Here is a 12,692-nt window from a genome sequence, read left to right as displayed (position 1 = left end):
ATGCATCATGGCAAGGAAACTCGGAGGCTTTTTCGAAGTCGTGCGGGATCTTTTTCCCCGGATCGCGCTTCACCATATCAGGTTCGGGTGGATCAGCCGCAGTCGTTGCGGCACACTTCGGGAGATTGACGAAAGATGAGCGCGACTTACGCCGAGGCGGACGTTTTCGACCGGGCGGACCACGTTCGCCGCCTGCGCCGGGTGGCGAAGGTCGCCCGGCTCATGGATACGGCCATCCGCATCCCCGGCACCGGCATCAGCTTCGGCGGCGATTCGATCGTCGGGCTGGTTCCCGGGGTGGGCGACGCGGCCACGGCCGCCGTCTCGCTGTGGATCGTCAACGAGGCGCGCCGCCTCGGCATGCCGCCCCACAAGCTGGCGAAGATGCTGGCCAATGTCGGCCTCGACTTCGGTCTCGGCGCCGTGCCGCTGGTCGGCGACGCCTTCGACCTGTTCTTCAAGGCCAACCGCAAGAACCTCGCGATCATCCTCGATCACTTCGGCGAGGACGGCCTGATCGACGAGCGCGGCGATGTGCGCCCGATGAAGGACATCACGCCGAAACGCTGATCTTCCTCCCGTCGGCGGAGCGACGAACGGCCGTCAGGGACCGACGTCTCCCCGACGGCACCACCCGGTTGCGGCGCTGCCCATCATAGGCGTCAAACCCGCTCGCCGCCCTTCACCCGGTAGCTCGGCGTATACATGGTGACGAGTTCCTCGGCGGCGGTGGGGTGGACGGCCATGGTCGCGTCGAAGGCGTCCTTGGTCAGCCCCGCCTTGACGGTGACGGCGAGGATCTGGGCGAGTTCGCCGGCGTCATGGCCGAGGACGTGGGCACCGAGGACGCGGCGGCTCTTCGCATCGACGACCAGTTTCATCAGCATCCGTCCCTCGCGGCCGGAGAGCGTGTTCTTCATCGGCCGGAAGGCGGCGCGGTAGACCTCGATCTCGTCGAAAATCTCCGCAGCGAGGCATTCGGTGAGGCCGACCGCGCCGATCTCCGGCTGCGAGAAGACCGCCGTCGCGATGGTGTCGTAGTCGGGCTTCGTCGGGCGGTCGCGATAGATCGTGTCGATCAGGCACATCGCCTCGTGGATCGCCACCGGCGTCAGTTGAACCCTGTGGGTGACGTCTCCGATGGCGTAGATATTCTCGGCGCTGGTGCGCGAATAGTCGTCGACCTTGATCGCGCCGCGTCCGTCGAGCTCGACGCCGGCCGCCTCGCAGCCGAGATTCTCGGTGTTGGCCGCCCGGCCGATGGCCAGCATCACCTGGTCGACGACCATGATCTCGCCGCTCTTGCAGGTCGCCGCGAGCGTTCCGTCGCTGCGCATGTCCACCCGCTCGAAGGTGTCGCAGCAGTGGACGCGCAGGCCCTTCTTGTCCATCGCCTGATGGAGTTCGTGACGCAGGTCGTCGTCGAATCCCTGGAGGATCTCCTTGCCGCGATAGACGAGCGTCGTGTCGACGCCGAGACCGTGGAAGATGTTGGCGAACTCCACCGCGATGTAGCCGCCGCCGAGAACGGCGATTCGCTTCGGCAATTCCTTTAGATGGAAGGCCTCTTCGGAGGTGATGCAGTGCTCGGCGCCGGGCATCGCCGGATGACGGTTCGGCCGCCCGCCGGTGGCGATGAGGATCTTGTCCGCGGTGACTCGCCGGTCCTCGGCAACGAGGCGGATCTCGTGGGGGCCCTCGAGAACGGCGCGGTCGGCGAAGATCTCCGCGCCCGCCTTGCCGACATTGGTCTGGTAGATGCCTTCCAGCCGCTCGATCTCCTTGTCCTTCGCGGCGATCAGCGAGGGCCAGTCGAAGCGGGTTTCGCCGATGGTCCAGCCATAGCCCTTGGCATCCTCGAAGGCTTCGTGGAACTGCGAGGCGTAGACGAAGAGCTTCTTCGGGACGCAGCCGCGAATGACGCAGGTGCCGCCGAAGCGATATTCCTCGGCGATCGCGACGCGCTTGCCCAGCGATGCGGCGACCCGGGCGGCCCTGACGCCGCCGGAACCACCGCCGATGACGAAGAGGTCGTAATCGTATGAACTCATGGCACAGTCTCGCTCGACGATCCGGCGGACATTCGCCCCCCGCGAAAAGCCCGCGCCCCAGGAAAAGGCCGACCCGCAACGGCAGGGTCGGCACAGAGTGATGCGACGCTTCGCCGCCGATCCGTGCGAGGGCGGCACTTGCGGGCTGACGACGGCGCGGCGCGGGAGCCTGCGCCGCATACTGACCCGTCCTCACCGTCGGAACGTGTCGTTCGCTTTCCGTCCGCGTCGCTCGCCGGCGCTCCGACCGTCTACCCGCAGGCCCCGACTTTCGGCGAATTGGCCGGAAGCCTCAAGCCTGCCCGGGACATTTCGAGGAGAACCGGTCAGTTCTGCCCGGTGGCGCCCCCGGCCGCGGGGGCCTGCCCGCCGTTCATCTGCCGGAAGCCGTCGAAGGCGGCCTGGCGAAGGTCGCGGACGATCCCGCGGCTCCAGACCTCGGCGGCTCGCAGCATGTTGCGCGTCGCCTCCGGTCCCTGCGCGAGCAGCTTCTTGCCCGCTTCCGAACCGTAGAAGCCGGCGACCTGGTTCAACTCGTCCTCGCTGAACAGCCGCGCGTAGATTCGCGCCACTTCCGTCTCGAGGTCGGCGCGACGCGGCGCCAACTCGACGGCCGCGTCGTCGACCAGATCGGAGATCTTCGATTCCATGTCGGGTCGATTGGCGATCAGCTCGGACTTGATCTGGGTGGCGGCGTTGAGAAGAATGTCGTCGAACTGGTCGGTGGCATGGATCGCCGCCACGGCGGCGCGAGCCGCATTCAGGTGGCTCTCGCCGATGTCCTCGTTGCCGGCCTGGGCGGCGGGCTGCTGGTCCCCCGACTGTTGGGCCATGACGGCGGCCGGGCAAAGAAGGATCGCGGCGGCGGCGGCAAACGCGCTGCGGCGCATCGACTGGCTGAAGGTCATCGGTTGATTGACTCCATTGGTTGATCTGCGCCCGGAGCAAACGTTTCGTCGGGCATGGCCCACGCACCGCTCGCCTCGCGAAGCACCGACGAAACGTCGTCCGAGCCCTCGCCAGCGCGACCTAGCGGCTTCGGCCACGTCACGCAAGCCGCCGCATCGGCAGGGATCGCGGCCCGCTCCGCGCGAGGCGCCCGCCGTCTCAGGCCTCGAGATGACGGACACCGCCCGCCGTCGCCACCAGGGCATCGTTCGACAGGCCGAGAAACAGGCCGTGTTCGACGACGCCCGGGACGTCGTGGAGCGCGCGCGACAGCGCTTCTGGATCGGGAATGCGGCCAAAGGATGCATCGAGGATGAGATGGCCGCTGTCGGTGATGAAAGGCGCATCGCCGCTTCGCCGCAGCGTGAGGTCGCAGGAAAGGTCGAGGCCCTTCGCCTTTTCCTGGATCGCCAGATAGGTGGCGATCATGCCGAAACCGTTGATCTCGATCGGCAGCGGAAAGGCTCCCAGCGTCTCCACCAGCTTCGTCTCGTCGGCGATCACGATCATCCGCTTCGACGCCGCCGCGACGATCTTTTCGCGCAACAGCGCCCCGCCGCCGCCCTTGATGAGCCGAAGCTGGGGGTCGATCTCGTCGGCGCCGTCGATGGCGAGATCGAGTTTCGGCACGGTCTCGAGCGTCGCTGTCGGGATCGCCAGTTCCTGGCACAGCCGCAGGGTCCGCTCGGATGTCGGAACGCCCGTCACCTTCATTCCGGCGCGAACCTTCGGGGCCAGCGCCCGGACGAACGCCTCGGCCGTCGTTCCCGTCCCGATACCGAGTAGCATGCCGTCCTCGACGAAGGCGAGCGCCGCCTCTCCCGCCGCGCGCTTCAGGTGTTCGATGTCCGCCATGCCGCAAGTTCCTCTGCCGTTCGATGTCCTCGTCTATCAGCCGCACCGCCGCACCGATAGGTCGACGGACGTTCGACGGGAAGTCCGGCAAGCAAAAAGGCCGCCCGTCGGGCGACCTCTCGCGAGTCTGGCGAGGCACTCCCTCGCAAGGAAAAGCTTCGCGCCGAGCCGTCGTTCTCAGCCGGCCACCTTGGCGGCGATCTCGGCGATGTGCCTGCCCTGGAAACGGGCGCCGCCGAGTTCGTTCTCGTTCGGCTGGCGCGAACCGTCGCTGCCGGCGATCGTCGAGGCGCCATAGGGCGTGCCGCCGACGATCTCGCCGAGTTCGACGAGGCCCGGATAGGCGTATGGCAGGCCGACGATCATCAGGCCGTGATGCAGCAGGACCTTGATCGCAGAGATCAGCGTCGTCTCGTTGCCGCCGTGCTGCGTGGCCGTGGAGGTGAAGGCGCCGCCGACCTTGCCGACGAGAGCGCCCTTCGCCCAGATCGGCCCCGTTTTGTCCCAGAAGGACTGCATCTGCGAGGACATGTTGCCGTAGCGGGTGGGCACGCCGATGATGATGGCGTCGTAGTTCGGCAGATCCTCGACCTCGCAGACCGGGTAGGGATGATCGGTCTTGAAGTGCGCAGCCTGGACGACCTCGGCCGGCGCCGTTTCGGGAACGCGCTTGATGTCGACGCTCGCGCCGGCGCTCTCGGCGCCCTCGGCGACGGCCTTCGCCATCGTCTCGATGTGGCCGTAGCTGGAATAGTAGAGAACGAGAACCTTCGCCATACCGTCAACTCCTTCGGTTTTGCGTCGTCCCCCCGTCGATGCGGAAGGCGTTTTCACGACATATCCGAGCAGGCCGCCGATGGCTCGTCTCTTTGCCGCGACGCACCGTTGCCCGTTGTGGAACGGTCGCGGATGCCGGAGCGCCGTCGTCCACTCTTGCTTTCCCAATGCGCCTCGCGCTTATTCGATGCAGATTCTGCCGGAGAAACCGAATGCCGCGCGAGACCCCCACGGCCGCCATGCTCGCCATTGGAGACGAGCTTCTGTCCGGCCGGACGAAGGACAAGAACATCGGCCATCTCGCCGACGTCATGACGCTGGCCGGCATCGACCTGAAGGAAGTGCGCATCGTCGGCGACGAACCGCACATGATCGCCGACACGCTGAACACGCTGAGGCGCAGCTACGATCTGGTGTTCACCTCCGGCGGCATCGGGCCGACCCATGACGACATCACCGCCGACGCGGTCGCGGCGGCCTTCGGGCTCGCCGTCGTCGAGCACCCCGAGGCCGTGGCGCGGCTCGAGGCGAACTATGCCGCCCGCGCGATGGAATTCACCCCGGCGCGCCGGCGGATGAGCCGCACGCCGCAGGGCGCCGGCCTGATCGACAATCCGGTGTCCGTCGCGCCCGGCTTTCGCATCGACAACGTCTTCGTCATGGCCGGCGTGCCGTCGGTCTTCCAGGCGATGCTGGCGTCGCTTCTGCCGACACTCCCCCTCGGCGAGCCGCTGAAGAGCCGCGCCATCGCCTGCCCCTTCGGCGAAGGCGACATCGGCGATCCCCTGAGACTGATCGCCAAGGAGCATCCGAACGTCGTGATCGGCTCCTATCCGAAATTCGACGGCACGCGCTATTCGACCGAGATCGTCATCCGCTCGCGCGACGACGCGGCGATCGCCGCCGCATCCGAGGCGGTGGAAGCCATGCTGGTCGAGACCGAGCGAGCCAAGACCGGCTGAAGCACTCGACCGGAGCCCCGGCCCGAACGGTCCTGCCGATGCACGCGTTCGAGGATGTCGATCACGCGGCGGGCTGCGCATGCCGAATGCGCTGGAGCGATGGCCCGTCCGGTCGGCCCGGAGGCGGCGGCCGTCGTCGGAGCGACGGGTAGGATCGACGGCGGCTTCGACGCCCAGCACCGCCGTAAGCTGCCGAGACGGCGCCGGCGCACCGACATGAATGGTCGAACCGGCACCACACCGGATCCCGCATGCGTCCGGAGGCCTCCCATGCCTCCAGCCGCGAAACGGCCGACGCCGCTCTATCCCCTTCGCGCGCCGTCGACGCTGAGCGTGCCTGCGCCGGCGAAGACGAGGAACAGGAAGACGAAGCAGTAGAGGATGGCCGAATCGCCGCCGTTGTTGACCGGGAAGAAATTCTGCGGCGCATGCGCCATCCAATAGGCGACGGCCATCTCGCCGGAGGCGATGAAGGCGGCGATGCGGGTGAACAGGCCGAGGACGATGAGAAGGCCGGCGACGAGTTCGATCAGTCCCGCAGCACCGGAGAGCGACATCAGCTCCGCGCCCGCCATGGCGCCGTCCGGAAAGCCGAGCAGCTTCTGGGTGCCGTGTTCCATGAAGATGAGCCCGGCGACGATGCGCAGCAGCGCGAGGGCGTGGGGCTGGTAGCGGTCGAGTGTCATTGGCCTGGCGTTCCTGAGGGTTTCGGATCCTTCAACCCATAGTCGGCCAACTGCCGCGATTCCAGTCGGGCCATGGTGACGAACCGTCGCCGTACCATCCCGTTGCACAGCCCTAAGGGTGTCCGACCGCGGCCTTGAGCGGCTGGGTTGAAGCTTGCGCTCACAGGCGAATCCGATCTATCGGAGCCTCTGTTTCGAGCAGGATGGAAAGAGCCGAGCAATGTCGATGGTGGAAAAGTCGTTTCCGGTTTCTTGGGATCAGTTCCACCGCGACGCGCGGGCGCTGGCGTGGCGGCTCGCCGGCCTTCGCCAGGAGGAGTGGCGGGCGATCGTCTGCATCACACGCGGCGGGCTGGTGCCGGCGGCGATCGTCTCCCGCGAACTCGGCATCCGGCTGATCGAGACGGTCTGCGTCGCCTCCTATCACGAGTACAGCGAACAGGGGGAGTTGAAGGTGCTGAAGGAGATCAGCCCGGACCTTCTCGCCGACGACGGCGACGGCGTCCTGATCGTCGACGACCTCACCGATACCGGCAAGACCGCCGGCGTGGTCCGGGCGATGCTGCCGAAAGCCCACTTCGCCGCCGTCTACGCCAAGCCGAAGGGCCGGCCGATGGTCGACACCTTCGTCACCGAGGTCAGCCAGGACACCTGGATCTTCTTTCCCTGGGATCTCGGACTGAGCTTCCAGGCGCCGATCGGTCGCGGAACGGAAGGCTGAGGCAAGGCGGGGCGAGGACCGGCCTTCGGAAGCGAGGACGAGCGGAACGCCGCCGGAAAACGCCGCCGTCCGTTCGACTAGGCCGGCACCTCCGCCAGCCTGACGGTGGCGGTGAACACGAAACCGCCGGGGGTGAGTTCGCGCGCCATTTCGCCGCGCATCTGCCGCAGAACGAGGGTTTCGAGCAGCTCCGTGCCGAAACCGAGGTGCCCCGCCGTCTGCACGACCTCCGGAGGCGCGCCGCCGCCGAACCACTCCTCCCAGCGGAACGTCATCGCCGCACGGCCGTCCCGCCGGGCCTTCTGCCAGCGAACGGCGACGCCGCCCTTGACCTGCGGCGCCAGCGCGCCGTGCTTGGTGGCGTTGGTGGCCAGTTCGTGGATCACCATCGCCACGGAGACGGCATCGTCCTTGCCGATGACGACTTCGGGGCCGTCGATCCAGACATTGGTGCCGATACCGAAATGCTGCAGTTCGGCGGTGACCATGTCGGCGAACAGCGCCCCCTTGCCGTCCCGGTCGGCCAGAAGCGACTGCGTCTTGGCGAGCGAGGCCACGCGTTCGAGGAGATCGTTGCGGATCTCCGAGGCGTTCTGGCCCTCGCGCACGGACAGAAGGATGAGCGCCTGGACCGAGGAGAGCGAATTCTTGATCCGATGCTCCATCTCTCGGGACATCAGAAACGTCCGCTGCTCCAGGTGCTTTCGCTGCTTGACCTCCTGGCGGAACGCCAGTTCCCCGGCGAGAACCGCCCGAAGCTCTTCGAGCAGCCGCCGGTCGGCTTCCGTCCATCGGCGAGGCCGCCGGTCGACGACGCAGAAGGCCCCGGCCGTCGAGCCGTCGGGCAGGCCGACGGGCAGGCCGAGGAAGGCGCCGATCTCCAGCGATCGCGACAGAGCGTCTCCGGCGAATCGCGGATCGGCTGCGACGTCGTCGACCGCAAGTGCCAGCCCGGTCTCGAAGACGTGCCGGAAGACCGATCCGCCGGTGACGCTCCGCAGGTCGTCGGGGCCGGCCGTATCCGCGAGCGGCGGAAATCCGGTCTCGCTCTTGAAGATCTGTCGATCCCCGTCGACGATCACGACGCAGCTGCCGGAAACGTCGAGCATGCGCGCCGCCAGCCGCGTCACGCGATCGAACCCTTCTTCCGGCCCGGACGCCGCCAGATCGGCGACGGACAGTCTCCACGTCGAATGCTCAGGCAGAGACAAACACGGTCCTTCCACAGATTTGGCAATCGATGAGCGGGCACCGGTTCTCGACGAGTGTGCTTCGCCATCCCGTTCCGGCGTTCGCTACACGAATTGCCTAAATTTCAACGTATGACGCCGAGGCGCTGGTTTACAAGGGCCTGCGCGGGTCCGGCTGGGGTTTGTACACACTTTGTCCGGGGTCTTCCTGCGAAGGTGTCACCGCAACGACATTGACCGCCGCAACAGACTCGCCCTACCCTTCGCAGTCGAAACGGGGACTGGCAGGTGCCGTTTTCACCGCGGCCCGACGGCGGCCCGGTGAATCCCGTTGATAACTCACGCAAATCGATAAAACCGCGCATATTAAGCTTCGCGAAACCCTTCGAAGCCACTATATATGGGGCTACGCGACACCGGCACCACAAGATGCTGACGGTGGCGCGAATCCTGAGAACAGCGCGCGAATCGTCCCTCCGGGATGCGAAAGGCGCGCGACAGTCGACGACAGCCAATCGAGGACGGGTTTCCATGGGCATGAAGTTCGAGCGCCGCTATACCAAGGCCGGCGAGACCCCCTACGCCGCGATCGCCTTTCGCAAGGCGACCAGCGAGATCAAGAACCCCGACGGCTCGATCGTCTTCCGGCTGGAGGGAATCGACGTTCCCGAACAGTTCAGCCAGGTGGCATCGGACATCCTCGCCCAGAAGTACTTCCGCAAGGCGGGCGTTCCGGCGAAGCTGAAGAAGGTCGAGGAACACGACGTCCCGTCCTTCCTGTGGCGTTCGGTCGCAGACGAGGAGGCCCTCGCCGCGATTCCCGAGGCCGAGCGCCATGGCTCGGAGATGGACGGCCGGCAGGTCTTCGACCGGCTCGCCGGCACCTGGACCTATTGGGGCTGGAAGGGCGGCTATTTCGAAACGGAGGAGGACGCCTCCGCCTTCCGCGACGAACTCGTCTACATGCTCGCCACCCAGAAGGTCGCGCCGAACTCGCCGCAATGGTTCAACACCGGCCTGCACTGGGCCTATGGCATCGACGGCCCGAGCCAGGGCCACTATTACGTCGACTACCGCTCCGGGACGCTGACCCGCTCGGCGACGTCCTACGAGCACCCGCAGCCCCACGCCTGCTTCATCCAGTCCGTCGCCGACGATCTCGTCAACGAGGGCGGCATCATGGATCTGTGGGTGCGCGAGGCGCGCCTGTTCAAATACGGCTCGGGCACCGGTTCGAACTTCTCGTTCCTGCGCGGCGAGGGCGAAAAGCTCGCCGGCGGCGGCAAGTCCTCCGGCCTGATGAGCTTCCTGAAGATCGGCGACCGGGCGGCGGGCGCCATCAAGTCCGGCGGCACCACGCGCCGCGCGGCGAAGATGGTCGTCGTCGACATCGACCATCCGGACATCGAAGCCTACATCAACTGGAAGGTCCGCGAGGAGGAGAAGGTCGCCGCCCTCGTCACCGGGTCGAAGACCGTGGCGAAGCACCTGAAGGCGATCCTGTCGGCCTGCGTGAACTGCGAAGGGCCGGGTGACGACTGCTTCGACCCGATGAAGAACCCGGCTCTGAAGCGCGCCGTCAAGGACGCCAAGAAGGCACAGGTTCCGGAGAACTACGCCAAGCGCGTCATCCAGTTCGCGCGCCAGGGCTACACCCAGATCGAATTCCCGGTCTACGACACCGACTGGGATTCGGAGGCCTATCTCACCGTCTCCGGCCAGAACTCCAACAACTCCGTCTCCCTCACCGACGACTTCCTGCGCGCCGTCGAGAACGACGAGGAGTGGCAGCTCATCCGCCGCACCGACGGCAAGGTCCACAAGACCGTCAAGGCCCGCGAATTGTGGGAGCAGATCGGCTATGCCGCCTGGGCCTCCGCCGATCCGGGCCTCCACTTCAACACCACGATGAACGACTGGCACACCTGCCCTGAGGCCGGGTCGATCCGGGCGTCGAACCCGTGCTCGGAATACATGTTCCTCGACGACACGGCCTGCAATCTCGCCTCCCTGAACCTCATCCAGTTCCAGGAGAGCGTGAAGGCCGAGGGCGGCAAGGACGTCAGGCGCTTCGACACGGCGGCCTTCGAACATGCCGTGCGCATCTGGACCGTCGTCCTCGAAATCTCCGTCCTGATGGCGCAGTTCCCGTCGAAGGAGATCGCCCAGCGCTCCTACGACTACCGGACCCTCGGCCTCGGCTTCGCCAATATCGGCGGCCTGTTGATGACCTCCGGCATCCCCTATGATTCCAAGGAAGGCCGGGCGATCTGCGGCGCCATCTCGGCGCTGATGACCGGTGTCGCCTACAAGACCTCGGCCGAGATGGCCGGCGTCCTTGCGCCATTCCCGGACTACGAGCGGAACGCCGAGGCGATGCTGCGCGTCATGCGCAACCACGCCCGCGCAGCCCACGGCATCGCCAATGGCTACGAGGCGCTCGCCGTCGATCCGGTGCCGCTCGATCACGCCTCGCTGAAGGACAAGCGCCTGTCCGGCCGCGCCAAGGTCGCCTGGACCGAGGCCGTCGAGCTCGGCTCCAAAAACGGCTTCCGCAACGCCCAGGTCTCCGTCATCGCGCCCACCGGCACGATCGGCCTCGTCATGGACTGCGACACCACCGGCATCGAGCCCGACTTCGCCTTGGTGAAGTTCAAGAAGCTCGCCGGCGGCGGCTATTTCAAGATCATCAACCGCGCCGTCCCGGACGCGCTGCGCACCCTCGGCTATTCGGAAAGCCAGATCGCCGAGATCGAGGCCTATGCGGTCGGCCACGGCAATCTCAACCAGGCGCCGGCGATCAACCCCTCCTCGCTGAAGGCCAAGGGCTTCACCGACGAGCTGATCGCGACGCTCAATGCCGCGATGGTCTCGGCCTTCGACATCAAGTTCGTCTTCAACAAGTTCACGCTCGGGGAACAGTTCTGCAAGGACGTCCTCGGCCTCACCGACGAGCAGTTGAACGACTTCAGCTTCGAGATGCTCCCGGCCCTCGGCTTCTCCCGCAAGGACATCGACGCCGCCAACATCCACGTCTGCGGCGCGATGACCCTCGAAGGGGCTCCGTTCCTGAAGGACGAGCACCTCGCCGTCTTCGACTGCGCCAATCCGTGCGGGCGGATCGGCAAGCGCTACCTCTCGGTCGACAGCCACATCCGCATGATGGCGGCGGCGCAGCCCTTCATCTCGGGGGCGATCTCCAAGACCATCAACATGCCGAACGACGCGACCGTCGAGGACTGCACGGCAGCCTACATGCTGTCCTGGAAGCTGGCGCTCAAGGCCAACGCCCTCTACCGCGACGGCTCGAAACTTTCCCAGCCGCTCAACGCCTCGCTGATCGCCGACGACGAGGACGAGGACGAGACCGTCGAGGAGGTCGCCGCCGCGCTGATCGCCTCGCCGCCCGCGGCCCAGGCGACCGAGGTCGCCGAGCGGATCGTCGAGCGCATCGTCGAGAAGGTCGTCCGCGACCGCGAGAAGCTGCCGAACCGGCGCAAGGGCTATACCCAGAAGGCCATCGTCGGCGGCCACAAGGTGTATCTGCGCACGGGCGAGTTCGACGACGGCCGCCTCGGCGAGATCTTCATCGACATGCACAAGGAGGGCGCCGCCTTCCGCGCGATGATGAACAACTTCGCCATCGCCATCTCGCTCGGCCTGCAGTTCGGCGTGCCGCTGGAGGAATATGTCGACGCCTTCACCTTCACCCGGTTCGAGCCGGCGGGCATGGTGCAGGGCAACGAGGCGATCAAGAACGCCACCTCGATCCTCGACTACGTCTTCCGCGAGCTCGCCGTCTCCTATCTCGGCCGGCACGACCTCGCCCACGTCCAGCCGGAGGACTTCGGCGGATCGACGATCGGCCGCGGGGTCGAGGGCGACAAGCCGGCACCGCTGCCGATCTCGTCGGGCATGGTGCGCGGCCAGACGGCGAAGTTCCGCCTCGTCTCCTCGGCCGAGCCGCAGGGCTCCGCCAAGACCGAGGCGCCGGCCAAACCGGCACCGGTGACGGCGGCCTCCCGCTCCCTCGCCACCGCGGCCAACTCCTCGGTGAAGAGCGGCGCGACGCCCGCCCCGGCCGCAACCGCCCAGGCGACCGGCACCCCCGCCACCGCCCAGCGCTCCGGCGCCACGGTGACGGCGCTCGGCGGCGCCCAGGCGACGGCCTTCAAGCGCGACTACGAGGCGGCGCCCCTCGACATCGAGCCCGTCGACGCCCCCGCCCCCGTCGCCGACACCTCGCCGGCGCAAGGACTCTTCGACCAGCCGCTGGCCTACGAGGCCACGGCCAAGGACAACGCCAACGTCTCGGAGGCCCCCAAAGCCACCAGCGCCGAACGCCGGTCGATCGCGATGATGAAGGGCTACACGGGCGAAAGCTGCTCGGAATGCGGCAACTTCACCATGGTGCGCAACGGCACGTGCTTGAAGTGCGACACCTGCGGGTCGACGAGCGGGTGTAGCTGAGGGCTGCGAATCTCTCTTGTCTCTGCGCGCTA

At 66.8% G+C, this 12,692-nt stretch carries 10 protein-coding genes; 4 read left to right on the top strand and 6 right to left on the bottom strand.

Features of this window, described 5'->3' with window-relative positions:
- Window positions 1-135 precede the first annotated feature (135 nt).
- Window positions 136-570 carry a DUF4112 domain-containing protein gene (locus LZD57_RS07485; protein WP_233718975.1) on the top strand — a complete coding sequence of 145 codons (435 nt, stop codon included), beginning with the start codon at window positions 136-138 and terminating at the stop codon, window positions 568-570.
- Between the two features lie 92 nt (window positions 571-662).
- Here the strand turns inward: LZD57_RS07485 and gor are convergent, their stop codons facing one another.
- The 4 genes from gor to wrbA all read right to left on the bottom strand — a co-directional run bounded on the left by gor (window position 663) and on the right by wrbA (window position 4,631).
- Window positions 663-2,051: a glutathione-disulfide reductase gene (gene gor / locus LZD57_RS07480; RefSeq protein ID WP_233718973.1), complete on the bottom strand. Its 1,389-nt coding sequence runs from the start codon at window positions 2,049-2,051 to the stop codon at window positions 663-665.
- A 326-nt stretch (window positions 2,052-2,377) separates the two neighbouring features.
- Entirely contained in the window at window positions 2,378-2,959 is a 582-nt protein-coding gene (locus tag LZD57_RS07475) for a DUF2059 domain-containing protein (protein ID WP_233718971.1), read from the bottom strand.
- Window positions 2,960-3,158: 199 nt separating this feature from the next.
- Window positions 3,159-3,854 carry a ribose-5-phosphate isomerase RpiA gene (gene rpiA, locus LZD57_RS07470; protein ID WP_233718970.1) on the bottom strand — a complete coding sequence of 232 codons (696 nt, stop codon included), beginning with the start codon at window positions 3,852-3,854 and terminating at the stop codon, window positions 3,159-3,161.
- 177 nt (window positions 3,855-4,031) lie between these two features.
- A complete protein-coding gene (gene wrbA, locus LZD57_RS07465) occupies window positions 4,032-4,631 on the bottom strand; it encodes an NAD(P)H:quinone oxidoreductase (protein WP_233718969.1) in 600 nt (199 codons plus the stop codon).
- 212 nt (window positions 4,632-4,843) lie between these two features.
- Between wrbA and LZD57_RS07460 the strand changes: the two genes are divergently transcribed.
- Window positions 4,844-5,593 carry a competence/damage-inducible protein A gene (locus LZD57_RS07460; protein ID WP_233718967.1) on the top strand — a complete coding sequence of 250 codons (750 nt, stop codon included), beginning with the start codon at window positions 4,844-4,846 and terminating at the stop codon, window positions 5,591-5,593.
- A gap of 302 nt (window positions 5,594-5,895) precedes the next feature.
- Here the strand turns inward: LZD57_RS07460 and LZD57_RS07455 are convergent, their stop codons facing one another.
- Window positions 5,896-6,279 carry a DoxX family protein gene (locus LZD57_RS07455; RefSeq protein WP_233718965.1) on the bottom strand — a complete coding sequence of 128 codons (384 nt, stop codon included), beginning with the start codon at window positions 6,277-6,279 and terminating at the stop codon, window positions 5,896-5,898.
- A gap of 220 nt (window positions 6,280-6,499) precedes the next feature.
- On the opposite strand from LZD57_RS07455, the gene gpt reads away from it, so the two are divergent.
- Window positions 6,500-7,000, top strand: coding sequence for a xanthine phosphoribosyltransferase (gene gpt / locus LZD57_RS07450; protein WP_233718964.1), 501 nt, complete (start codon window positions 6,500-6,502; stop codon window positions 6,998-7,000).
- Between the two features lie 77 nt (window positions 7,001-7,077).
- Here gpt and LZD57_RS07445 read toward each other — a convergent pair whose 3' ends face one another.
- The gene (locus tag LZD57_RS07445) at window positions 7,078-8,211 is read right to left on the bottom strand and encodes a sensor histidine kinase (RefSeq protein WP_233718962.1); all 1,134 of its coding nucleotides are present in this window, start codon (window positions 8,209-8,211) and stop codon (window positions 7,078-7,080) included.
- 516 nt (window positions 8,212-8,727) lie between these two features.
- Here LZD57_RS07445 and LZD57_RS07440 point away from each other — a divergent pair.
- Window positions 8,728-12,660, top strand: a complete 3,933-nt coding sequence (locus LZD57_RS07440; protein WP_233719045.1) for a vitamin B12-dependent ribonucleotide reductase — start codon at window positions 8,728-8,730, stop codon at window positions 12,658-12,660.
- Window positions 12,661-12,692 lie beyond the last annotated feature (32 nt).

Source organism: Jiella avicenniae (genome assembly GCF_021390325.1).
Taxonomy (GTDB): domain Bacteria; phylum Pseudomonadota; class Alphaproteobacteria; order Rhizobiales; family Rhizobiaceae; genus Jiella; species Jiella avicenniae.
The sequence above is the reverse complement of the archived record's forward strand: the minus strand, read 5'-3'. Positions and strand labels throughout refer to the sequence as shown.

Coding starts and splice junctions, on each gene's coding strand:
- LZD57_RS07485 (WP_233718975.1), top strand. CDS start 136: ATGAGCGCGACTTACGCCGAGGCGGACGTTTTCGACCGGGCGGACCAC.
- gor (WP_233718973.1), bottom strand. CDS start 2,051: ATGAGTTCATACGATTACGACCTCTTCGTCATCGGCGGTGGTTCCGGC.
- LZD57_RS07475 (WP_233718971.1), bottom strand. CDS start 2,959: ATGACCTTCAGCCAGTCGATGCGCCGCAGCGCGTTTGCCGCCGCCGCC.
- rpiA (WP_233718970.1), bottom strand. CDS start 3,854: ATGGCGGACATCGAACACCTGAAGCGCGCGGCGGGAGAGGCGGCGCTC.
- wrbA (WP_233718969.1), bottom strand. CDS start 4,631: ATGGCGAAGGTTCTCGTTCTCTACTATTCCAGCTACGGCCACATCGAG.
- LZD57_RS07460 (WP_233718967.1), top strand. CDS start 4,844: ATGCCGCGCGAGACCCCCACGGCCGCCATGCTCGCCATTGGAGACGAG.
- LZD57_RS07455 (WP_233718965.1), bottom strand. CDS start 6,279: ATGACACTCGACCGCTACCAGCCCCACGCCCTCGCGCTGCTGCGCATC.
- gpt (WP_233718964.1), top strand. CDS start 6,500: ATGTCGATGGTGGAAAAGTCGTTTCCGGTTTCTTGGGATCAGTTCCAC.
- LZD57_RS07440 (WP_233719045.1), top strand. CDS start 8,728: ATGAAGTTCGAGCGCCGCTATACCAAGGCCGGCGAGACCCCCTACGCC.